The sequence below is a fragment of the Pseudomonas sp. B3(2017) genome (assembly GCF_002113595.1).
Taxonomy (GTDB): domain Bacteria; phylum Pseudomonadota; class Gammaproteobacteria; order Pseudomonadales; family Pseudomonadaceae; genus Aquipseudomonas; species Aquipseudomonas ekonensis.
Genome location: NZ_NEIU01000028.1, coordinates 1 through 24,009 on the forward strand (window position 1 = coordinate 1; position 24,009 = coordinate 24,009).

Annotated in this window: 9 protein-coding genes, 1 rRNA gene and 2 pseudogenes; 5 read left to right on the top strand and 7 right to left on the bottom strand. The window is 65.1% G+C overall.

The features are described from left to right. Window positions 1–159: 159 nt before the first annotated feature. The 3 genes and pseudogenes from rrf to CAG33_RS29170 all read left to right on the top strand — a co-directional run bounded on the left by rrf (window position 160) and on the right by CAG33_RS29170 (window position 2,452). Window positions 160–275, top strand: a 5S ribosomal RNA gene (gene rrf / locus CAG33_RS26455). Between the two features lie 296 nt (window positions 276–571). Beyond that, window positions 572–1,597 (top strand): annotated as a pseudogene (locus CAG33_RS29165) (cache domain-containing protein); the annotation flags it as partial. 69 nt (window positions 1,598–1,666) lie between these two features. Beyond that, window positions 1,667–2,452, top strand: coding sequence for a methyl-accepting chemotaxis protein (locus CAG33_RS29170; protein WP_371856107.1), 786 nt, complete (start codon window positions 1,667–1,669; stop codon window positions 2,450–2,452). A gap of 127 nt (window positions 2,453–2,579) precedes the next feature. Here the strand turns inward: CAG33_RS29170 and CAG33_RS26465 are convergent, their stop codons facing one another. From CAG33_RS26465 to CAG33_RS26485, 5 genes are all read right to left on the bottom strand, one after another. Continuing rightward, window positions 2,580–3,047: an SRPBCC family protein gene (locus tag CAG33_RS26465; RefSeq protein WP_085582212.1), complete on the bottom strand. Its 468-nt coding sequence runs from the start codon at window positions 3,045–3,047 to the stop codon at window positions 2,580–2,582. 27 nt (window positions 3,048–3,074) lie between these two features. Beyond that, window positions 3,075–6,488 (bottom strand): non-ribosomal peptide synthetase, encoded by a 3,414-nt coding sequence (locus tag CAG33_RS26470; protein ID WP_085641124.1) that lies wholly within the window; start codon window positions 6,486–6,488, stop codon window positions 3,075–3,077. Window positions 6,489–6,501: 13 nt separating this feature from the next. Next, window positions 6,502–7,431, bottom strand: coding sequence for a diiron oxygenase (locus CAG33_RS26475; protein ID WP_085582207.1), 930 nt, complete (start codon window positions 7,429–7,431; stop codon window positions 6,502–6,504). Continuing rightward, window positions 7,428–8,204: a DUF3050 domain-containing protein gene (locus CAG33_RS26480; RefSeq protein WP_170930083.1), complete on the bottom strand. Its 777-nt coding sequence runs from the start codon at window positions 8,202–8,204 to the stop codon at window positions 7,428–7,430. The genes CAG33_RS26475 and CAG33_RS26480 overlap by 4 nt, the downstream gene beginning before the upstream one ends. A 750-nt stretch (window positions 8,205–8,954) precedes the next feature. Next, window positions 8,955–9,665, bottom strand: a complete 711-nt coding sequence (locus tag CAG33_RS26485) for a GntR family transcriptional regulator (RefSeq protein WP_085582203.1) — start codon at window positions 9,663–9,665, stop codon at window positions 8,955–8,957. 196 nt (window positions 9,666–9,861) lie between these two features. On the opposite strand from CAG33_RS26485, the gene lapG reads away from it, so the two are divergent. Together lapG and lapD are read left to right on the top strand one after the other, a co-directional pair. Next, window positions 9,862–10,554, top strand: coding sequence for a cysteine protease LapG (gene lapG, locus CAG33_RS26490; protein ID WP_085631789.1), 693 nt, complete (start codon window positions 9,862–9,864; stop codon window positions 10,552–10,554). Window positions 10,555–10,568: 14 nt separating this feature from the next. Continuing rightward, a complete protein-coding gene (gene lapD / locus CAG33_RS26495) occupies window positions 10,569–12,515 on the top strand; it encodes a cyclic di-GMP receptor LapD (protein WP_085582199.1) in 1,947 nt (648 codons plus the stop codon). Window positions 12,516–12,593: 78 nt separating this feature from the next. On the opposite strand, the gene CAG33_RS26500 is transcribed toward lapD, so the two are convergent. Continuing rightward, window positions 12,594–12,932 (bottom strand): tryptophan synthase subunit beta, encoded by a 339-nt coding sequence (locus tag CAG33_RS26500; protein ID WP_085582197.1) that lies wholly within the window; start codon window positions 12,930–12,932, stop codon window positions 12,594–12,596. Window positions 12,933–13,078: 146 nt separating this feature from the next. Then, window positions 13,079–23,995, bottom strand: a pseudogene (locus tag CAG33_RS26505) (immunoglobulin-like domain-containing protein); the annotation flags it as partial. Window positions 23,996–24,009 lie beyond the last annotated feature (14 nt).

Here is a 24,009-nt window from a genome sequence, read left to right on the forward strand (position 1 = left end):
ATCGCCGATGGTAGTGTGGGGTTTCCCCATGTGAGAGTAGGTCATCGTCAAGATTAAATTCCGAAACCCCAACTGCGAAAGCGGTTGGGGTTTTGTTTTAAGTAGAAGTCACCGATTTTCGCTGACACGTTACGCTGTAACGGGTTGGCCACAGAATTTCTTGACGACCATAGAGCGTTGGAACCACCTGATCCCATCCCGAACTCAGAAGTGAAACGATGCATCGCCGATGGTAGTGTGGGGTTTCCCCATGTGAGAGTAGGTCATCGTCAAGATTGAATTCCGAAACCCCAATTGCGAAAGCAATTGGGGTTTTGTCTTTTCCGGGGCATGAAAATCCCGGACAACCGAAGATTCCGCCCTTCCGCCTGGCGGGAATCTGGCTGATATGCCATTCATTTTGTACAAAGCCCTAAGTTTTCTGCGCTCCGTGCCGAAAGACTGATGAGACATGCGTGCACCAAAGTAGAGCAGCCGCAGAAACGTTGCCTGCCAGCTAATGGAAACTGAAATCACACGGAATGTTGCATCTGGAACGCATCCCCACTTTTGGCATAAGAAGTCCCATGAAATGAATCTCAAGTTCAGCCATAAAATCCTCTTGGCCGCCTCGGGCGTCGTGGTGCTGGCGTTCGCGCTGTTCACCCTCTACAACGACTACCTGCAGCGAAACACCATTCGCCAGAACCTCCAGTCCTCCGTGCAGCAGGCCGGCGACCTGACCGCCAGCAGCGTGCAGAACTGGATGAGCGGGCGGATCCTGGTACTGGAGAACCTCGCGCAGAACGTCGCCCACCAAGGCAAGGGCGCCGACTTCCCGGGCCTGGTCGATCAGCCGGCCTTCACCTCGAACTTCCAGTTCACCTACGTCGGCCAAGCCAACGGCGTATTCACCCAGCGTCCGGACGCGAAGATGCCGGATGGCTACGATCCGCGTCAGCGCCCTTGGTACAAACAGGCCGTGGCCGCCGACAAGACCATGCTCACCCCGCCGTACATGGCTGCCGTCGGCGGCCTGGTAGTGACCATCGCCATGCCGGTGAAGAAGAACGGCGAGCTGCTCGGCGTGGTCGGTGGCGACCTGAGCCTGGAAACCCTGGTGAAGATCATCAACTCGGTGGACTTCGGCGGCATCGGCCACGCCTTCCTGGTCAGCGCCGACGGTCAGGTGATCGTCAGCCCGGACAAAGATCAGGTGATGAAGAACCTGAAGGACATCTACCCGAACTCCAGCGTGCGCATCGAGAAGGGCAACCAGAACGTGGTGCTCAACGGCCAGGAGCGCATCCTGTCGTTCACCCCGGTCAGCGGTTTGCCGAATGCCGAGTGGTACATCGGTCTGTCGATCGACCGGGACAAGGCCTACGCCGCCCTCGGTCAATTCCGCACGTCGGCGCTGATCGCGATGTTCATTGCGGTGGCGGTGATTGCCGTGCTGCTGAGCCTGCTGATCAACGTGCTGATGCGTCCGCTGATCACCATGGGCCGCGCGATGCAGGACATCGCTCAGGGTGAGGGCGACCTGACCCGCCGTCTGGTGGTGGAGAGCAAGGACGAGTTCGGCGAGTTGGGCAGTTCGTTCAACCAGTTCGTGGAGCGGATCCACGCGTCGATCTCCGAAGTCTCCTCGGCGACCCGTCATGTGCATGACCTGTCGCAGCGGGTGATGACCGCGTCCAACGCGTCGATCGTCGGTTCCGACGAGCAGAGCGCCCGCACCAACAGCGTGGCCGCGGCCATCAACCAGTTGGGCGCCGCAACCCAGGAGATCGCCCGCAACGCCGCCGACGCTTCGCAGCACGCCAGCGGCGCCAGCGAGCAGGCCGACGACGGCCGTCAGGTGGTCGAGCAGACCATTCAGGCCATGACCGAGCTGTCGCAGAAGATCAGCCTGTCGTGCGAGCAGATCGAAACCCTGAACGCCAGCACCGACAACATCGGCCACATCCTCGACGTGATCAAGGGCATCTCCCAGCAGACCAACCTGCTGGCCCTCAACGCGGCGATCGAGGCGGCCCGTGCCGGCGAGGCCGGACGCGGTTTCGCGGTGGTGGCGGACGAAGTGCGCAACCTCGCCCACCGCACCCAGGAGTCGGCGGAAGAGATCCACAAGATGATCACCTCGCTGCAGGTCGGTTCGCGTGAAGCGGTCAGCACCATGAACGCCAGTCAGGCGTCCAGCGAGCAGAGCGTGGAGGTGGCGAACCAGGCCGGCCTGCGGTTGATCAGCGTGACCAAGCGCATCGGCGAGATCGACGGCATGAACCAGTCGGTGGCTGCGGCGACCGAAGAGCAGACCGCCGTAGTGGAAACCATCAACATCGACGTCAACCAGATCAACCTGCTGAACCAGCAGAGCGTGGCCAACCTCAACGAAACGTTGAAGGATTGCGATGCACTGTCGCAGCAGGCCAACCGGCTGAAGCAACTGGTGGACAGCTTCAAGATCTGATTGCCCGGGGCTTTCGGTCAATCGCGAGCAAGCCCGCTTCCACACTGGATCTGTGCCGTACGCACAGCCTCTGTGGGAGCGGGCTTGCCCGCGAAAGCGGCGGTTCAGTCACCACCGCCATGAAGCCTTACGCAAGCAGCTTCAACACATTCCCCATCGCGTCATCGGCGAACCCCTGCACGAAGTCCTTGAACCCCGGCAGCGCCTCGGCGCCACCTGAAGCGGGTTCGGCGATGATCGTCCAGGTCGCCCGTGCCTTGCCCTCTCCCAGCGATTCCACGTTCATCGCCGCCCACAGGTTGGCCACGCCCAGGGTGTTGTAGATGGTCGTCCAGGTCATGCTCCGCGCCTGCTCGTCGCGGGAGTTGAGTTGCTCGACCACCACGTTGCCGTCCTTGAAGAACTTCTTGCGCAGTGACGACACGCCTTCGCCGGTCATCTCGATGTGCGACAGCGCCGGGATGAAGCGGTGGAAACCGGCGAAGTCGCCGACCACCGCCCACACCTGCGCGGCGTCCGCCGGCACGTGCACCGAGGACACGACGTGGCAGCCGTGGGGGTTCTTGATCAGGGTGTCGGGTTGCAGTGTGCTCATGGTGTTGCTCCTTGCTGTTGGGATGGTTCAGATGAAATTGATTTCTTTGAGGTAATCGCAGCCGCGCCGCAGCAGCGCCGGTGACTTTTCCGGGTAGCGCGCGCCCATCTGCCGCACGCCGGCGTGGGCGTTGGCGTGGCCGATCAGGGAGATGTCGCCGATGTCTTCCTCGAAACCGTTGAGGTAGAAGCCGAGCACGCCGAACAGCGCGTTGTCGGCATCGACCCGGCCCAGCTGCCGTTGCCAGTCGCTGACGCTGACCAGCGAAAACTCACGGCCGGTCTCACGGAACGACGCCACGTAGGCGTCCCAGCTCAGCGGTTCGGGGTTGTGCAGGTTGAACACCGCCCGTTCGGCCGAGTGGCGGCTGGCGTGGAAGGCGATGAAGCGGGCCAGGAAGTCCACCGGCATCAGGTCGAAGTTGAGCGCGAAGGCCGGCACCTGGCCCAGCTGGATCGAGCCTTTGAGCATCAGCATCAACCGGTTCTTGTGCGGCTGGCAGACGCCGCTTTGGCTGTTGAAGCTGATGTTGCCGGGGCGGTACAGGTTGACCCGCACCCCACGCTCGCGCGCCCGTTCGAGCAGGCGCTCGCCGACCCATTTGGACAGGTTGTAGCCGTTGCGGATGTAGATCGGCGGCGTGGGCGCGGCAGGCAGCTCCAGCACCCGGCCCTCGGCGTCGACGGTGCTGGAGGCCGACAGGGTCGAGACGAAGTTGAACACTTTCTTGCTGCGGCCTTCGCATAGCCTGAGCAGCTCGAAGATCGGTTCGACGTTGTCCGCCGCCAGCGACTCGTAATCGAGCACGTGATTGACGTTGGCGGCGTTGTGCACCAGGGCGCCGAACTCGCGGTCGAGCCGTTCGTAGTCCTCGTCGGTCAGCCCCAGCTGCGGCCGAGCGATGTCCGCCGCGTACACCCGCACCCGGCTCAGGTCCAGATGCTCAAGCCGGTTTTCCCGCAGCGACTGGGCGAAGCGTTGCGCCGCCGTCTGCCCGCCGCCGTCGCGCACCAGGCACGCCACTTCGCCGGCACCCCAGCCCAGCAGCGCCTCGACGATGTGCACGCCGACAAAACTGTTGGCGCCGGTGACGATCACCTTGTGCACATCGCCCATTCGGCTGATCGGCAGGGGCTCGATGTCCAGCGTGCGTTCGGCGTCGGCCATGGCCTGGGCGCTGAGCACGGCGCTGTCGTCCGTGCCGCGCACCAGGGTGGCGAGCTTGGCGATGGTCGGCCGTTCGATGAAGCGGTTGATCGAGATGCTGCGGCCGAATTCCTCGCGCAGGCGCAGCAGCATGCGCGACAGCAGGATCGAATGGCCGCCGAGGTTGAAGAAGCTCTCGTCGGTGGAAATGTCGTCGGCCGGCAGTTCCAGCAGTTCGGCCCAGATATCCAGCAGCAGCGCTTCGTCGGCGTTGGCCGGCAGGCTTTTCGGGCCGCTGTCCTGGACGCTCACCGGCCGCTCCAGCAATGCCTTGCGGTCGACCTTGCCGTTGCTGGCGTAGGGCATGTCCGCCAGTTCAGTCCAGGCCGCCGGCTGCATGTAGTCCGGCAGGAACTGCCGGGCGTGGGCCTTGAGTGCTTCGCGGGCCTCGCCCGGTCGCTGCTCCTGCGGCTGGGCGAGGAAGGCCAGAATCCGCCGCTGGCTGTCGATCACCACCGTCACCTGGCGGTACAGCCGGCTCTCGCGCAGGCAGCGCTCGATCTCTTCCGGCTCGACCCGGAAGCCGCGGATCTTCACCTGATTGTCGCGGCGCCCGCACAGCTCGATGCCGTGCGCACCCCATTTGGCCATGTCGCCGCTGCGGTAGGCGCGCAGGGTTCGGCCGTCCGGCAAGGCCAGTGTCAGGTAGCGCTCGGCGGTCTGCTGCGGGTTGTTCAGGTAGCCCAGGCACACGCCGGGGCCGACGATGAACAGTTCGCCGACGGTCTGTTCCTCCACCGGTTGCAGGTCGTCATCGAGGATCAGCACCTGGCTGTTGGCGATCGGCCCGCCGAGGGTGCGGTTGCTGTCGCCCGGCTGCAGGGGCCGGGCCGTGATCAGCACCGTGGCTTCGGTGGGGCCGTAGAGGTTGTGCAGTGTGCCTTGGCGGGTCAGTTGCTCGATCACGAACGGTTCGCAGACGTCGCCGCCGGTCATGATCTGCCCGACGCCTTGCAGTTGCTCCAACGGCAGGATGCTCAACAGCGCCGGCGGCAGAAACGCGTGGCTCAGTTGCCGGCGACGGATCAGCGCCACCAGTTGCAGCGGATCGCGGCGCTGGTCGACGTCGGGCACCACCAGTTCGGCGCCTTCTAGCAGGGTGGGGAATATGTCGATCAGCGACGAGTCGAAGCTCAACGAGGAGAACTGCAGCACCCGGCTCTGCGCGTCGAGCCCCACGTAGTCGGCGTACCACGCGGTGAAGTGGGCGAGGTTGGCCTGGCTCAGCAGCACGCCTTTCGGGTGCCCGGTGGTTCCCGAGGTGTAGAGCGCCATGCACGGTGCCTCCAGCGCGGGGCGCTGCAGCATCAGCGGTTGCCCAAGCTGTGCGTCGGTCGGGTCGATGCCGCTGACGTCCAGCCCCGGCATCGATCCGCTGAGCGGATGCGCGCCGTCGTGCAGCAACAGCACCGCCCCGGCGTTCTCCAGGATGTACTGCTGACGCTGCAACGGGTGGCTGGGTTCGAGCGGCAAGTACACCGCGCCGCTGCCGAGAATCGCCAGGATCGAGGCGAACAGCTCGCGGCCCTTGGGCAGGCAGAGGCCGACCACCCACGGTTGCGGGCGCTGTTCGAGCAGCGGCTGCAGGCGTTGGCGGATCGCCCGGCCGTGCACGTGCAACTGGCCGTAGCTGACCGACTGCTCGGCCAGGTGCAGCGCCGGTCGCTGGGCGTGGCGGATCAGGCTCTGTTCCAGGCGCTCGATCATCGGCGCCTGCGCCTGTTGCAGCAGCGCTGGGTCGGCCGTGGCGTTGAGGCGGTGGACGTAGGCCAGCCCGTCGAGGAACGTCAGGCTTTCCACCTGCTCGAAGTCCGGCGCGTCGGCCGCCGGCGCGTGCCGGAAGTACTCCGCGTCGCGGGAGAGCCGGCTGACCAGCAGGGCCACCTCATCCACGATCTGCGCCAGTGTCCGTCGGCGCAGGCTCTGACCGTTGCCGGACGGCTCGTCTGCCATGGGCACACGGCTCAGCAGCCGCGTGCCGTGCAGGCACAGCAGGTCGAGGGTCGGCAGGCCGCCGGTCCCTTTCGCGCCGATGCCCAGGCGCAGGGACAGGTGGGGTGTCGGGCCGAAGTCTTGCGGCGCGCAACCGTCGTCGATCACCAGATCCGCCGCCGGTCGCGGCTGCGCATGGCCATGCTTGAGCAGAACCTGTGAATGACCGTGTTGTTCAAGTTCCTGCGCCAGGTCGGTCATGGCCTGGCTGCAGCCGATCAGCAAAATGTCGAGGCGTTTCATGACGCTTTCCTCTTCAGATCAGGTAGTCGCGCAGGGCGTGCTGCACGCAGGGCGTGTCGAGCAGCGAGCTGTTGTGGAAAAACCGCACGATGTTGCCCACCAGCGGGTGGTGGCGGTTGATCGGGAACGCCAGCCCGGCCATCTCGTCCTTGAGTGAACGGCGCACGGCAGCGCTGACCGGCAAGGCGTCGATCAGGCGCAGGTCGAAGGCCTTCTGGATGTCGTTGGTCAGGTAGTGGCCGATGAACACCGGCAGGATCTGCGCGATGCATTCGCGGTCCGCTTCGCTCGCGGTGTGCCAGTAGATGCGCACCATGCGCGCCCAGAAACTGGAGTGACGGCCCTCGTCGAGCAGGTGGTCGGCCATCAGGCCCTTGATCGACGGCTTGACCGTGTCGTCCCGGGCGAACGCCGCCACGTCGCCGGTCACGGTGTTTTCGGCGATGGCCACGCAGATCAGTTCCACCGCATCGCGCAGGTGCTCCGGCGCCAGGGCCACGGCGGCCGGAATCGCCCGGCTCAGTTCGATCTCGTCGGGCAGGCCGATGGGTTCGATGCCGGTCATGGCCACGGTCTGCTGCATGAAGTCCATCGCCACCAGCGCGTGATAGTCCTCGTCCACCACCACGGTCATGGCGTCGTAGCGGCAGGCGAACGGGAAAGCCACGGCGAAGCGGTTCTTGGCGATGTTGCGGGCGGTCTTGTCGACGATCTCGGTCTCGAAGATCACCACGTCGTTGATGAACTTGTACAGGGTCTGCACCAGGGCGAAGTCACGCTGCTCGGGGCACTCGCGCAGGAAGGTCTCGCTCAGCACCAGCGGCTGGCGGCTGAGGGGATAGATCAGGCGCTCGTCGTTCTCCACCACCCGGCGCGGGCGGGTGCGGATGGTGGCGCGGCTTTCCCAGGCGTCGGCGAAGGACTGGTAGTCGGCGGCGTTCATGGCGTCACCTCCGCCAGTGGCTCATGCAGGCTCTGGCGCAGGCCGTCCCACAGGGCGATGCGGCTTTCCACAGCGGCCAGGGCGCTGGCGTAGACTTCGGCCTCGCGCTGCGGATCGCCCTCGACCAGCCGCGCCAGCAGTTGCTCCGCCGCAGGGCCGTGGTCTTCGGAATCGACTTCGATGTGCCGCTGCAGGTAGTAACGGAAGGTCGGGGCCTGGTCGGCGCCGATGCCCCAGGCGTCGAGCATGCGCTGGAACATGGTCGGGATCACGCTCTCGCGACCGTGCAGGAACGCGGCGGCGACGCTGTGCCCCGGGGCATGCAGCGCGGTGTGCAGGGTGTCGCGGACGAACTGCGCGGCGGCCGGATCGACCTCGACGCTCTGCAGCGCCACCTCATAGCTCACGCCTTCCTGCTGCAGCGCGACGAAGCGTTCCACCGCCGTGGTGTCCGCGCCGACTTCGCGCATGGCGTCCAGGTACAGTTCGAAATGGCTGTAATGACCGTGGGCAGGTCGGTCGTCCGACTCTTCGCCGAGCACGATCTCGTTGATCAGCCGCGCGGCGTGCGGATCCCGTGGCGGCAGCCAGGGCAAGCGGGTGCAGGTCAGTTCCTGCTGCAGGCGTTTGGTCAGCGACATGAAGTCCCAGACGGCGAACACATGGGACTCCATGAACCGGCGCAACGCCGTCAGGGAGTCAATTTCGGAAAAGATCGGATGGACGCTGAGTTCGGCTTTCTTCAGGGAAAGTTGTTCTTTTGTTGGCATGATTACGAGCCTCTGGCTTATAGGGATATAGGGACTGGTCAAACAATGGCTAACAGCGGTGAATATCTTTTTCTCGGCGAGCGATAGCCTCATTCGGTTCGATGAAAGTTGAAGTTGAATATCGATCGCCTGGAGCAGGTCGACGGCGCGGGGCCTCTGTCTTTTAGGTCTCCAGGGCCTGGCTTGACGGGACACGATGGCGCCCGATTGCCCGGCGCATAAAAAGCTAATACATCACAAAACAACTTAACAAGTTTATTTTTAATTATTTTAAGTTGGCTGTTTTTAAGATATGAGCAGGCCCGGTAAAACTTTTGATTTGAGTTTTACATGGGCGTAGTTGCTCCTTTCGGCAATAAATGGCCAAAATTGATTAATAAGAGTGAATGCCTCACTCGAAGCAACTTTCTAACTGGATGAATGAAGTGGTCTGAGGGGATGAAGTTGGGCTGAAACGGCGCCGTCGCTTCCTTTTCCCGTTACAAGGCTCCTTCCGTAGGTTCCTGGTGCGGGGACTGCGCCGACGGCGCGTCGCCCGTTCTTGATTCGGTTGGCGGTTCAAGGGTGCGCGTAATTCGGCGTCGCCGCTATCGTCGAAAGTGACTTGCTTGCGGTGCGAATTTCGGGCGGGTTGAAGTTGGGTGGGGAGGTTAGAGCGCAGGCGCCGAAGTGCCACGGCAATTCACCGTGGCGGGCGGGGGGATTTGTAAGCGGGTGATTCGCCGGGCCGATTGGCAGGCCCGGCGCAAGGGGTTAGCGGGCGGTCTTGCGGTTTTGCGCGGCGGAACTGGCCAGGTAACGGGTGATGACCTCGACGCCGCGGTTGAGGTGCTGCTCCAGCAGTTTCACCGCATGGTCGGTGTCGCGCTCACGCACGGCGTGCAGCAGCGCCCGGTGATCGTCCTGGGACAACTTGCCCAGGCCCATGGCTTCGAGGTTGAAGCGCAGGAAGCGCTCCTCCTCGTTCAGGCCGTCTTCCACCAGGCGCAGCAGGCGACCGTTGGCGGCCTTGCAGTACAGCGCCATGTGGAACAGCCGGTTGAGCCGGCCGATCTCGGTGTAGTCGTGTTCAGTTTCCAGCTCATCGATGTAGCCGGCCGCACGGTCGTGATCGGCTGCCGTGAGCAGGGGCACCGACTGGCGCAGCGCCTCGGACTCCAGCAGGATCCGCAACTCGTAGGTTTCCGTGGCGTCGCCCTGGATCAGCGGAGCGACCACGGCCCCCTTGTGGGCCACCACGCTGAGCAGGCCTTGGGCTTCCAGTTGGCGCAACGCCTCGCGCACCGGCATGCGGCTGACGCCGAACAGGTCGGCCAGATCCTGCTGGCGCACGGCGGTGCCGCAAGGCAGGCGGCCGTCGAGGATCGCCGAACGCAGGGTCTCTTCGATGATCGAGCGCGCCAGATGCGCGGGAATCGGCCCGTCGACCTTGATGCTGTGCAGCGGCTTGGGCTTCTGTGTCACAACTACGCACCCTGAATGACTACGGAATTTGGATCCAAAGGACACTAGTGATTGCTCTACAGGTTGTCAAACCATGTCGAGGAATCCCGTCACCCCTTGAGTTTAGCGCGGCGGAGATGATCTCAGGGTGCCATTGTTTTTTGCTGGGCTAACCTTCACCATCAGACGCTTTCCTCCCTGCCCTGGATGCCTTGCATTGGCGGTAACTTTCGCGATTCCACGGATTGCGCGCCGGCTGGCCTGCGCGTTGCTGCTGGCCGGCGCCATGCTGGGCGGCCTGCATGCCGACTGGGACTTTTCCGCGATCAGCCGCAAGGCCACGGCGCTGTACGGGCCGCTGGGCGCCGGGCAGCAGCGCATCGATGCCTGGCAGAACCTGCTGGCCACGCAAAAGCAGGTCAGCGAGGCGGACAAGCTCAAGGTGGTGAACCTGTTCTTCAACAAGCAGATGCGCTACGTCGAGGACATCGACCTGTGGCACGAGGTCGACTACTGGGAGACGCCCATCGAAGCGCTGTGGAAGGGTGCCGGGGATTGCGAGGACTATGCAATCGCAAAGTATTTCAGCCTGCGTCACCTGGGGGTCTCCAGTGACAAATTGCGCATCACCTACGTCAAGGCCCTGCGCCAGAACCGCGCGCACATGGTGTTGACCTACTATGCCACCCCCGACGCCATGCCCCTGGTGCTCGACAGCCTGATGGACCCGATCAGGCCGGCGGCCGAGCGGACCGATCTGCTGCCGGTCTACTCTTTCAACGCCGAGGGTCTGTACCTGCCGGGGGCCAAGGGCAACAAGAAGGTCGGTGACACCAAACGCCTGTCGCGCTGGCAGGATGTGCTGAAGAAAATGCAGGCCGAAGGATTCCCGGTCGAGACGACTAACTAGGAGCACGCGCTCAGATGTCCTTGTTCAAACAGCTGTTGATCGCTATCTGTCTGTTCCTGGTGGTCGCCTTCACCGGCAGCTTCATGGTCAGCCTGGAAAGCTCGCGCACCCAGTACGTCAACCAGTTGCGTTCCCACGCCCAGGACGCCGCCACGGCGCTGGCGCTGTCGTTGACGCCGAACATCGATGACCCGGCGATGGTCGAGCTGCTGGTCAGTTCGATTTTCGACAGCGGATACTACTCCAGCATCCGGGTGGTGGATCTGAAGACCGACAAGGCCATCGTCGAGCGCAGCGGCATTCCGGCCGTCACCAATGTGCCGGAGTGGTTCGTCAGGCTGATCGGCCTGGAGCCGGCCGGCGGCGACGCGCTGGTCAGCCGTGGCTGGGAGCAGGCGGCGCGGGTCGAGGTGGTCAGCCATCCGATGTTCGCCCTGGCCAAGCTGTGGCAGAGCGCGTTGGGCAGCCTCGGCTGGCTGCTGGTGTGCGGCGCCGTCAGTGCGGTGCTCGGGGCCTTGTTGCTGCGCCGGCAGCTGCGCCCGCTCGATTACATGGTCAAGCAGTCCCACGCCATCGCCCGCCGCGAGTTCCTCAGCCTGCCGGAGCTGCCGCGCACGCCGGAGCTGCGCCGGGTTGTGCTGGCGATGAACCAGATGGTCGAGAAGCTCAAGGCGCTGTTCCAGGAGCAGGCCGAACGCAGCGAGAAACTGCGCACCGAGTCCTATCAGGACAACCTCACCGGCTTGGCCAACCGGCGCTATTTCGAGATGCAGCTCAACGCCCGGGTGAGCAACCCGGAGCAGGCCAGCTCGGGCTATCTGCTGCTGTTGCGGGTCAAGGACCTGGCCGGGCTCAACCAGCGCCTGGGCGGGCAGCGCACCGATGAATTGCTCAAAGCGGTCGGCGAGCAGCTGTCCCGCGAGTGCGCCAAGTACCCGGAAACCCAAAATCTCGTGACGCGGATCCGTGGCGGTGAATTCGCCGTGCTGGCGCCGGGCCTGACGCGCGAAGAAGCGCTGCAATTGGCGCAGAGCCTCGACAACGCCTTGAGCAGCCTGCACGCGACGGGCGCCACCGACGTGGCCGCTGTGGCCTCTATCGGCGTGGCGCCGTTTGCCCACGGCGACTCGCCGCAGGCGGTGCTCAGCCTCGGCGACCAGGCGCTGGCCCAGGCCGAAGGGCAGGGCGAGCAGAATTGGGCCTGCCTCGACCAGAGCGTGGCGGCGGAGGTCGGCGACGACCACCACGCCTGGCACCGCTTGCTCGACCAGGCGTTGAATCAGCGGCGTTTCGAGCTGTTCTTCCAGCCCGTGGTGGCGGCGCAGGACACGCAACTGGTGCTGCATTACAAAGTGCTGTCGCGCCTGCTCGACGAACAGGGCCAGACCATTCCCGCCGGCCGCTTCCTGCCGTGGCTGGAGCGCTTCGGCTGGACCGCGCGGCTGGACCGTCTGATGCTTGAGCGGGTGCTGGAGCAGATGGCCGGGCATGAGGAGTCGCTGGCGCTGAACCTGTCTTCGGCGACCCTGGCCGACCCCCAGGCGCTGAACAAGGTGTTCGAGATCCTGCGGGCCCATTCCGACCTCGGCCCGCGCCTGACCCTGGAGATCGGCGAGGAACAATTGCCGGAGCAGGCGGTGCTGGAGCAACTGACCCGACGCCTGCGCGAGCTGGGCTTCTCCCTGAGCCTGCAACGCTTCGGCGGGCGCTTCAGCATGATCGGCAACTTGGCGCGGCTGGGGCTGGCGTACCTGAAGATCGACGGCAGCTACATCCGGGCGATCGATCAGGAAGGCGACAAGCGCCTGTTCATCGAGGCGATCCAGCGGGCCGCCCACAGCATCGACCTGCCGCTGATCGCCGAGCGGGTGGAGACCGAAGGGGAGCTGTCGGTGATTCGCGAGATGGGGCTGTACGGGGTGCAGGGGCAGCTGTTCGGTGAGCCCGCGCCCTGGAAGTGAGGCTGGAGGGATTCGGCGTCCCGAAGGACGCCGTCGCCAGCAGGCTGGCTCCCACCCAACGCAAGACGAACGGCCAAGTCAGATCAGGCCGGGCTCGTCCTCATTGATCAACTGGCTCAGGCCGCCCAGCGCCTCACGGGCCTGGGAGCGATCCATCAGTTTGGCCTGGGCCGCTTCCGGCAGGTCGGTGACGCGGATCACGCCCTTCTGGGTCAGCACCTGAATCAGGTCGTCGAGCACCCGGATCATTTCCAGGTCGCTCTGCTTGAGCTGCTTGAGGCTCTTTTCCACCGCCGCGTTGGCGAACCATTCCTGGATTTCGACATGGTCGGCCGGCAGCGTTCCCGTGGCCTCGGCGTAGGCTGCCGCCTCCACGCGGATCAACTGGCCCTGCGCATCGCGTTGCACGTAAAACATTGAGCGTCCCTCGGAAATGAACCGGCGTCGTGCTGTCAGCAGCATAGCCAACTGCACGGGAGTATGCGGTCAGACGATGAAATCGTCACGGCCAGGCTGGCGGCAAACGTGACGGCCGCCCCGAAGGGGGCGGCCGTTTCCGTTCATCAGCTGTTGTTGTGGTCGATCTTGATGGTCGGGTCGCTGCCGGCGATCAGGTTGTGGATGTTGGCGCTCGACCAGTTGTTGCCCTCCAGCTTGATCGTCACGTCCGGCGTGGCCGCCGCCGCGTCGCCGGAGTTGAACTTGCCGGCCGAGCTCACCTGCAGCGACGACACGCCGTCGACCGTGGTGATCTTCAGGAAGTTGTCGATGGTGCTGCCGCTCTCGCCCTGCAGCAGATCGCGCAGGTCGATGCGGTCGCCTTCGCTGGCCTTGAAGTCCTTGATCACGTCGTTGCCGGTGTCGCCCGCCTTCCAGACGAAGGTGTCGCCGCCGGATCCGCCGATCAGGATGTCGTTGCCCTGGCCGCCGATCAGCGTGTCGTTGCCGGTGCCGCCCAGCAGGATGTCATTGCCCTTGCCGCCGTCGAGCAGGTCGTTGCCGCCCGAGCCGAACAGGATGTCATTGCCGGCGCCGCCCAGCAGGGTGTCGTTGCCGTCGTGGGCGCCGGACACATCGAACGCCTGGTAGTGCTCGGTGATGTACTGGTGCACGTTGCTGGTGGTGACCTTGCTGACGTCCACCCCGGTCTGCTGCGCCACGAAGGCCTGCATGGCCTGGTAGCCCTCGCCGGCGATGCCGTTGAAGCTCACCAGGTCGCCGAACAGGATGTCGTTGCCGTCGCCGCCGCTGACGGTGTCGTTGCCCGGCATCGTCGCTTCGGTGTGGCCGATGATCGAGTTGGCCAGGTCCTTCGGATCGATGTTGGTCTGCGGCGTCTTGTCCGAGTCGTACGGCTTCAGGTCGTTGAGGCTGACCCCGCTGTTGATGCCGATGGCTTCCACGTTCGACAGGCCGCCCAGCAGCGCGAAGGCGCTGTTGGCGTTGTCGGTGGTGGCCGACGAGGTGCTGCTGCCGCTGCCTGCCAGGTTCGACAGCTCATAGGTGCCGTCGCCCTGGGCGTGGATGGTGCCCAGGTTGCTCCAGTTCCAGTTGCCGTTCTTCAGCGTCTGCAGGACCACGCTGCCGGCGCTGTTGATGCTCAGGTAGTGGCTGCTGTCGATGTAGGTGGCGAAGCTGTCGCCCAGCTTGTAGTTGCTGGTCTTCACCACGTCATCGAGCTTCACGTTGCCGTACAGCGTCGGGTTGGTCTGCTCGCCGCTCTGGTAGTAGGTCGGCTGGCCGTCGGTGATGAAGTAGGTGAGGTTCTTCGCACCGGTGTTGGCCACCGCGTCGGCGCTCTGGAAGAAGTTGGCCGTGGCCTTGAACACGTCTTCGTAGTTGGTGCCGCCGCCGGACGACATCGAGTCCAGCACGGCCTTGAGCTGGGTCAGGGCGTTCGGGTCGTTGAGGTTCACCGACACCGACTTGTTGACCTGGGTGTCGAAGTCCACCAGGAAGATGTTCACCGTGCCCGAGTTGCTGCCCAGGCTGTTCTTGAGGGTGTTGAACACCGACGTCAGCGAGTCCTTGGCCGCGTTGATCGAGGAGGTGCTCATGCTGCCCGAGGTGTCGACCATGAACGCGATGTTGTAGTTGGTGCCCGGCACCACGGTCAGGCCGCCGATGTCGGCGACCATGATGTCGTTGCCGTCGGTGCCGGTGAAGGTATCGTCGCCGGAGGTGGCGACCACCGCGTTGTAGACCGCCGGCACCACAGTCACCGGAATGGTCGCGGTGGTGCTGGCCGAGCCGCCCACGGCCTCGGTGGAGGTCGAGGTCACGGTCAGGTTGAACTGGCCGTTGTAGTAGGTCGGCGGGGTCACGGTCAGGCTGCCCAGGTTCCAGCCGGTGACGTTGGCCTCGCCGTTGGCGGCGGTCACGGTGAAGCTGTGGCCTGCGCCGTCGCTGAGCACCGAGCCGACCGGCGCGCCGCTGATCTTCACGCTCAGGGTCTCGGAGCCGTCGGTGTCGGTCAGCGCGGTGGTGATCGCCGACAGTTTCACGGTGGTGCCTTCGGCGCCGGTGTTGAGCTTGTAGCCGTCGTAGTAGCCTTCGCCGTTGCTGCCGTGCAGGTCGGAGACGGTCACGCCGGCGTTCACCAGGTCCTGCACGCCGGTGTAGATCGGCACGCCGGCGCTGCTCAGGTCGATCGGCGCGCTGCCGTTGACCGACAGGTTGACGTCGTAGCTGCCCGGGCCGCTCTGGTTGTGGTGGTAGATGTCCAGGGTGTAGTAGCCGCTGGTGGTCGGGGTGAACGAACCGTTGAGGTTGCCGCCCGCGCCCCACGTGGTCGAGGCCACGCTCTTGCCGCCGATGGTCACCAGCAGGCTGTCGTCGCCGGTGCCGGTGAAGGTGTAGGTCTTGCCGGCTTCGAGGTAGATCAGGCCGGAGGTCTTCGACGCGGTGCCGGCGGTGACGCTGCCGTTGGACTGCACGTTGTCCACGGTGCCGCTGGAGTTAGGCGTGCCGGCGCCGTCGATCACGTTCTTCAGCGTGGTCGGGTCTGCGCCGTTGCCGCTGGTGCCCAGGCCCGACAGGCCGTTCCAGACTTCCTTGACCAGGCCGGTGGACTTCACGCTGTTGTCGGCCACGCCCAGGGTCGGCGCATCCGCCACCGGCGTGATGTCGATCTTGACGGTGCCGGTGTTGCCCAGCAGTTGGCCGTCGGTGGGCTGGAACTTGATTTGCGCGTAGTCGGCCTGGTTGTTGCCCATGCCGGTGCCGCCGTAGCCGTTGACGCCCGATTCGTTGGCGTCCGGCATGAAGCGCAGCTTGCCGGCGTCGATGTCGGCCTTGCTGAAGGTCTGGTTGGTGGCGACGTCTTTCCAGGTCGAGCCGTCCAGGTACTGCAGTTTGCCCTCGCCCGGCAGCTGGGTGATCTTCACGCCCAGGCTGCTGGCCGGGCTGTCCACGTCGCTGACGCCGAAGGTCGACCAGCCGAGGATCAGCGGGGTGTCTTCGGTGCCGGTGACATTGACCGGCGCCGCCACCGGCGCATCGTTGACCGCCACCACGTTGACCGTGGTGGTCGCGGTGTTGGAGTAGTTGCCGCCGTCGGTCACCGTCACGGTGATGATGCGCGGCACGGTGCTCGGGTCTTCGCTGCCGTTGGTGAAGGTGATGTTCTTGATCTGCTGCATGTAGTCGGCCAGCGTCGCGTTGCCCGACAGGGTCAGTGTGATCGAGCCGTCCTTGCTGTTGGCGTTGATGGTGATGCCGTTGACGCTGTTGCCCAGGTTCAGCGCATCGCCCGGCTGACGGTTGGTCAGCACGATGGTCGCGCCGGTCAGCATGGTGCTGTCCGGGTCGGTGATGCTGATGTCGGTGTCGGCGATCGGCACGCCCGCGCCCGGGGTGTTCTCGGTGAACGTCACCTTGTAGTCGGCCCCGGTGGCGCCGCTGGAGTTGTTGGCGTCCAGGTCGATGACCGGCGGTGCGTCGTTGTCGATGATCGACGTGCTGACGCTGCCGTTGGTGGTGCTGACCGCCAGGTTCTCGAAGTTGCCGCCGGTGGCCGAGTCGATCTTGACCACGAAGTTCTCGGTGCCTTCGGTGATCTTGTCGTCGATGGTCGCGACGTTGAAGGTCGCCGTGCTGGCGCCGGCCGGGATCTTCACGGTGTACACGCCGGTGAAGTCCGAACCGTCGGCGGCGGTGCCGCTGTAGACGATCTTCAGGGTGACTTCGGTCTGCGCCGGGTGGGTCAGGCTGACGGTGTAGCTGGCGGTCTGGCCTTCGGTCACCGAGGTGCTGCCGCTGATGCTGACTTCGGTCTTGTCGATGGTGTCGGTGACGTTGGTCACGGCCGGCGTGTTGCTGGTCACCAGGTTTTCGAAGTTGCCGCCGGTGGCGTTGGTGATCGTCGCCTGGACGGTGCCGGCGTCTTTGTAGACGTCATCGGCTGGCGCCGGAACGGTCACGGTGCCGGTGGTTTTGCCGGCCTCAATCGTGATGGTGGCGCCGTTGCTCAACGTCACGGTCACCGGGGTGCCCGCCGCGTTGGTCAAGGTCGCGGTGTACACGATCGAGCCGCCCTCGGCGACCGAGTTGGTGGCGCTCAGGGACAGGTTGGTGGTGTCGACAATGTCGGTCACGGTGGTCGATACCGGCGTCTTGTCGGCTACGAGGTTCTCGTAGTTGCCGCCGCTCACGTTGGTGATCGAGTTGGTCAGCGGCGTGTGGCCGTTGAGCGCGTCGTTCGGAGCGGTGGTGGTGACGGTGCCGGTGGTCTTGCCGACTTCGATGGTGATCGATTGGCCGTTCGCCAGGGTCACGGTGACCGGAGAACCCGTCACAGGCGCGCCCACGGTGGCGGTGTAGGTGACGGTGCCGCCTTCCGCTGCGGTGCCGGTCGCGGTGAGTTTCACCGTGGTGGTGTCGATGGTGTCGGTGACGTTGGTCACCGCTGGTGTGTTGCTGGTCACCAGGTTCTCGAAGTTACCGCCGGTGGCGTTGGTGATCGTCGCCTGGACGGTGCCGGCGTCTTTGTAGACGTCGTCGGCTGGCGCCGGAACGGTCACGGTGCCGGTCGTTTTTCCGGCTTCGATGGTGATGGTCGCACCGTTGCTCAACGTCACGGTCACCGGGGTGCCGGCGGCGTTGGTCAGGGTGGCGGTGTACACGATCGAGCCGCCCTCGGCGACCGAGTTGGTGGCGCTCAGGGACAGGTTGGTGGTGTCGACGGTGTCGGTCACGGTGGTGCTGACCGGGGTCTTGTCGGCCACCAGGTTCTCGTAATTGCCGCCGCTGACGTTGGTGATTGCGTTGGTCAGCGGTGCATGGCCGTTGAGGGCGTCGTTAGGCGCGGTGGTGGTCACGGTGCCTGTGGTCTTGCCCACTTCGATGGTGATCGACTGGCCGTTCGCCAGGGTCACGGTGACAGGCGAACCGGTGACCGGTGCGCCGACGGTGGCGGTGTAGGTGACGGTGCCGCCTTCCGCTGCCGTGCCGGTCGCAGTCAGTTTCACCGTCGTGGTGTCGATGGTGTCGGTGACACTGGTCACCGCTGGCGTGTTGCTGGTCACCAGATTCTCGAAGTTGCCGCCGGTGGCGTTGGTGATCGTCGCCTGGACGGTGCCGGCGTCTTTGTACACGTCGTCAGCTGGAGCAGGAACGGTCACCGTGCCGGTGGTTTTGCCGGCTTCGATGGTGATGGTGGCGCCGTTGCTCAACGTCACGGTCACTGGGGTGCCCGCAGCGTTGGTCAGGGTGGCGGTATAGACGATAGATCCACCCTCGGCCACGGTGCCCGTCGCGCTGAGCGTCAGGTTGGTGGTGTCCACGGTGTCGGTCACGGTGGTGCTGACCGGCGTCTTGTCGGCCACCAGGTTCTCGTAATTGCCGCCGCTGACGTTGGTGATTGCGTTGGTCAGCGGTGCATGGCCGTTGAGCGCATCGTTAGGCGCGGTGGTGGTCACGGTGCCGGTGGTCTTGCCCACTTCGATGGTGATCGACTGGCCGTTCGCCAGGGTCACGGTGACAGGCGAACCGGTGACCGGTGCACCGACGGTCGCGGTGTAGGTGACGGTGCCGCCTTCGGCCGCGGTGCCGGTGGCCGTGAGTTTCACGGTGGTGGTGTCGATGGTGTCCGTGACGCTGGTCACCGCTGGTGTGTTGCTGGTCACCAGGTTTTCGAAGTTTCCGCCGGTGGCGTTGGTGATCGTCGCCTGAACGGTGCCAGCGTCTTTGTAGACGTCGTCGGCCGGGGCAGGAACGGTCACGGTGCCGGTGGTTTTGCCGGCTTCGATGGTGATGGTGGCGCCGTTGCTCAACGTCACGGTCACCGGGGTGCCCGCCGCGTTGGTCAGGGTCGCGGTGTACACGATCGAACCGCCCTCGGCGACCGAGTTGGTGGCGCTCAGGGACAGATTCGTGGTGTCCACGGTGTCGGTGACGGTGGTCGAAACCGGCGTCTTGTCTGCAACCAGGTTCTCGTAGTTGCCGCCGCTGACGTCGGTGATCGCGTTGGTGAGCGGCGCGTGGCCGTTCAATACGTCGTTCGGCGCGGTGGTGGTCACGGTGCCGGTGGTCTTGCCGACTTCGATGGTGATCGACTGGCCGTTGGACAGGGTCACGGTCACCGGGGAGCCGGTCACTGGCGCGCCGACGGTAGCGGTGTAAGTCACCGTTCCGCCTTCCGCTGCCGTGCCGGTCGCGGTCAGTTTCACTGTCGTGGTGTCGATGGTGTCGGTGACGCTGGTAACCGCTGGGGTGTTGCTGGTCACCAGGTTCTCGAAGTTGCCGCCGGTGGCGTTGGTGATCGTCGCCTGAACGGTGCCGGCATCTTTGTAGACGTCATCGGCTGGCGCAGGAACGGTCACGGTGCCGGACGTCTTGCCCGCTTCAATCGTGATGGTGGCACCGTTGCTCAACGTCACGGTCACTGGGGTGCCGGCGGCGTTGGTCAAGGTCGCGGTGTAGACGATAGAACCGCCCTCGGCCACGGTTCCGGTCGCGCTCAGCGTCAGGTTGGTGGTGTCGACGGTGTCGGTCACGGTGGTGCTGACCGGGGTCTTGTCGGCTACGAGGTTCTCGTAGTTGCCGCCGCTCACGTTGGTGATCGAGTTGGTCAGCGGCGTGTGGCCGTTGAGCGCGTCGTTCGGAGCGGTGGTGGTCACGGTGCCGGTGGTCTTGCCGACTTCGATGGTGATCGATTGGCCGTTCGCCAGGGTCACGGTGACCGGCGAGCCGGTCACTGGAGCGCCGACGGTGGCGGTATAGGTGACGGTGCCGCCTTCCGCTGCCGTGCCGGTCGCGGTCAGTTTGACCGTGGTGGTGTCGATGGTGTCGGTGACGCTGGTCACCGCTGGCGTGTTGCTGGTCACCAGGTTCTCGAAGTTGCCGCCGGTGGCGTTGGTGATCGTGGCCTGGACGGTGCCGGCGTCCTTGTAGACGTCGTCGGCCGGGGCTGGGACGGTCACGGTGCCGGTGGTTTTGCCGGCTTCGATGGTGATGGTGGCGCCGTTGCTCAGGGTCACGGTCACCGGGGTGCCCGCCGCATTGGTCAAGGTCGCGGTATAGATGATCGAACCGCCCTCGGCGACCGAGTTGGTGGCGCTCAAGGACAGATTCGTGGTGTCCACGGTGTCGGTGACGGTGGTCGAAACCGGCGTCTTGTCGGCCACGAGGTTCTCGTAGTTGCCGCCGGACACGTCGGTGATCGCGTTGGTCAGCGGCGCGTGTCCGTTGAGCGCGTCATTCGGCGCAGTGGTGGTCACGGTGCCGGTGGTCTTGCCGACCTCGATGGTGATCGACTGTCCGTTGGACAGGGTCACGGTGACTGGCGAGCCAGTCACTGGCGCACCCACGGTGGCGGTGTAGGTGACCGTGCCGCCCTCGGCTGCCGATTCGGTCGCCGTGAGTTTCACCGTCGTGGTGTCGATGGTGTCGGTCACTTGGGTCACGGCCGGCGTAGTGCTCGGCACCAGGTTCTCGAAATTGCCGCCGGTGGCGTGGGTGATCGTCGCCTGAACGGTGCCGGCATCCTTGTAGACGTCATCGGCCGGCGCAGGGACGGTCACGGTGCCGGACGTCTTGCCCGCTTCAATCGTGATGGTCGCGCCGTTGCTCAGGGTCACGGTCACCGGGGTGCCCGCCGCGTTGGTCAGGGTCGCGGTGTAGGTGATCGAACCGCCCTCGGCGACCGAATTGGTGGCGCTCAGGGACAGATTCGTGGTGTCCACAGTGTCGGTGACGGTGGTCGATACCGGCGTCTTGTCGGCGACCAGGTTCTCGTAGTTGCCGCCGGACACGTCGGTGATCGCGTTGGTCAGCGGCGCGTGTCCGTTGAGCGCGTCGTTAGGCGCAGTGATGGTCACGGTGCCGGTGGTCTTGCCGACTTCGATCGTGATGGTCTGGCCGTTGGACAGGGTCACGGTGACCGGCGAACCGGTTACAGGAGCGCCTACTGTCGCGGTATAGGTGACGGTGCCGCCCTCGGCCACCGAAGTGTCCGCCGTCAGTTTCACGGTCGAAGTATCGATGGTGTCGGTGACGTCGGTCACGGCCGGCGTGGTGCTCGGCACCAGGTTCTCGAAGTTGCCGCCGGTGGCGTCCTTGATGGTCACTTCGACTTTGCCGGCGTCCTTGTAGACGTCGTCGGCCGGCGCAGGGACGGTCACGGTGCCGGAAGTTTTGCCGGCTTCGATGGTGATGGTGGCGCCGTTGCTCAGGGTCACGGTCACCGGGGTGCCGGCCGGATTGGTCAGGGTCGCGGTGTACACGATCGAACCGCCTTCAGCCACGGTGCCCGTTGCGCTCAGCGTCAGGTTGGTGGTGTCCACGGTATCGGTGACGGTAGTCGAAACCGGCGTCTTGTCGGCGACCAGGTTTTCGTAGTTGCCGCCGGATACGTCGGTGATTGCGTTGGTCAACGGAGCGTGGCCGTTCAACGCGTCGTTCGGTGCGGTGGTGGTCACGGTGCCGGTGGTCTTGCCGACTTCGATGGTGATCGATTGGCCGTTGGCCAGGGTCACGGTGACCGGCGAACCGGTCACTGGAGCGCCCACGGTGGCGGTGTAGGTGACGGTGCCGCCTTCAGCCGCCGATTCGGTGGCGGTCAATTTGACGGTGGTGGTATCGACAGTGTCGGTGACGTCTGTCACGGCCGGTGTGGTGCTCGGCACCAGGTTCTCGAAGTTGCCGCCGGACGCATCCTTGATGGTCACCTCGACCTTGCCGGCGTCCTTGTAGACGTCGTCGGCAGGCGCGGGGACGGTCACGGTGCCGGACGTCTTGCCGGCCTCGATGGTGATGGTCGCGCCGTTGCTCAACGTCACGGTGACCGGAGTGCCGGCCGGATTGGTCAGGGTCGCGGTGTAGACGATCGAACCGCCTTCGGCCACGGTGCCGGTGGCGCTGAGCGTCAGGTCAGTGGTGTCGACGGTGTCGGTCACGGTGGTGCTGACCGGGGTCTTGTCGGCCACCAGGTTCTCGTAGTTGCCGCCGGACACGCCGGTGATGGAGTTGGTCAGCGGCGCATTGCCGGCCAGGGCGTCGTTCGGCGCGGTGGTGGTGACGGTGCCGGTGGTCTTGCCCACTTCGATGGTGATCGATTGGCCGTTCGCCAGGGTCACGGTGACAGGTGAGCCGGTCACTGGCGCACCGACGGTAGCGGTATAAGTGACAGTTCCGCCCTCGGCCACCGAAGTGTCCGCCGTCAGTTTCACGGTCGACGTGTCGATGGTGTCGGTGACTTCGGTCACGGCCGGTGTGGTGCTCGGCACCAGGTTCTCGAAGTTGCCGCCGGACGCATCCTTGATGGTCACCTCGACCTTGCCGGCGTCCTTGTAGACGTCGTCGGCAGGCGCGGGGACGGTCACGGTGCCGGACGTCTTGCCGGCCTCAATGGTGATGGTCGCGCCGTTGGACAGGGTCACGGTCACCGGAGTGCCGGCCGGATTGGTCAGGGTTGCGGTGTAGACGATCGAACCGCCTTCGGCCACGGTGCCGGTGGCGCTGAGCGTCAGGTCGGTGGTGTCGACGGTGTCGGTGACGGTGGTCGAAACCGGCGTCTTGTCGGCCACCAGGTTCTCGTAGTTGCCGCCGGAAACGTTGGTGATCGAGTTGGTCAGCGGCGCATTGCCGGCCAACGCGTCGTTCGGCGCGGTGGTGGTGACGGTGCCGGTGGTCTTGCCGACCTCGATGGTGATCGATTGGCCGTTCGCCAGGGTCACGGTCACCGGCGAACCGGTCACGGGTGCGCCCACGGTGGCGGTGTAGGTGACGGTGCCGCCCTCAGCTGCCGACTCGGTGGCGGTCAGCTTCACGGTGGTGGTATCGACAGTATCGGTGACCTCAGTGACCGCCGGAACGGTGCTCGGCACCAGGTTCTCGAAATTGCCGCCGGACGCGTCCTTGATGGTGACCTCGACCTTGCCGGCGTCCTTGTAGACGTCGTCGGCCGGGGCTGGGACGGTCACGGTTCCGGTGGTCTTGCCGGCTTCGATCGTGATGACGGCGCCGTTCGACAGGGTCACGGTGACAGGCGTCTGGGCCGCGTTGGTCAGGGTCGCGGTGTAGGTGATCTGGCCGCCCTCGGCGACCGAGCCGGTGGCCGACAGGCTCAGGCCGGTGTTGTCGATCGAGTCGGTGACGGTGGTGGTCGCCGGCGTGGTGCTCGGCACCAGGTTCTCGAAGTTGCCGCCGGTGGCGCCGGTGATGGTGGTGCTGACGGTGCCGCCGTTGTTGTAGACGTCGTTCGGCGCGGTCGGCACGTTGACGGTGCCGCTGGTCTTGCCGGCTTCGATGGTGATGGTCGCGCCGTTGGACAGGGTGACGGTCACCGGCGTCTGCGCCGGGTTGGTCAGGGTGGCGGTGTAGGTGATCTGGCCGCCTTCGGTGACGCTGCCGGTGGCGGTCAGCGTCAGGCCGGTGGTGTCCTTGGAGTCGACGATGGTGGTCACGGCCGGCGCCGGGTTCGGCACCAGGTTCTCGAAGTTGCCGCCGCTGGCGCCGGTGATGGTGGTGGTGACGGTGCTGCCGTTGTTGTAGACGTCGTTCGGCGCGGTCGGCACGTTGACGCTGCCGGTGGTCTGGCCGGCGCCGATGGTGATGGTCGAGCCGTTGGACAGCGTGACGGTCACCGGTGTCTGCGCCGGGTTGGTCAGGGTGGCGGTGTAGGTGATCTGCCCGCCTTCGGTGACGCTCGGCCCGGCCGTCAGGGTGACGGTGGTGGTGTCGATGGTGTCGGTGACCTGGGTGGTGGCCGGGGTGGTCGGCGTGGTCACGGTGATGCCGTTGCCGCCGGTGGTGCCGGTGACGGTCACGTCGATCTGTTTCGGGTCGTTGTAGACGGTGTCGTTCGGGGCCAGCGGCACGTTGACGGAGCCGGTGGTGGAGCCGGCCGGGATCACGATCACCGAACCGTTGGACAGGGTGACGGTCAGGTCGGTCAACGGTGCCTGGGTCACGGTCGCGGTGTACACCAGCACGCCGCCGGCTTCGGTGATGGTCGGCGTGGCGCTGAGGGTCAGGGTCGAGTCGCGCAGCGCGT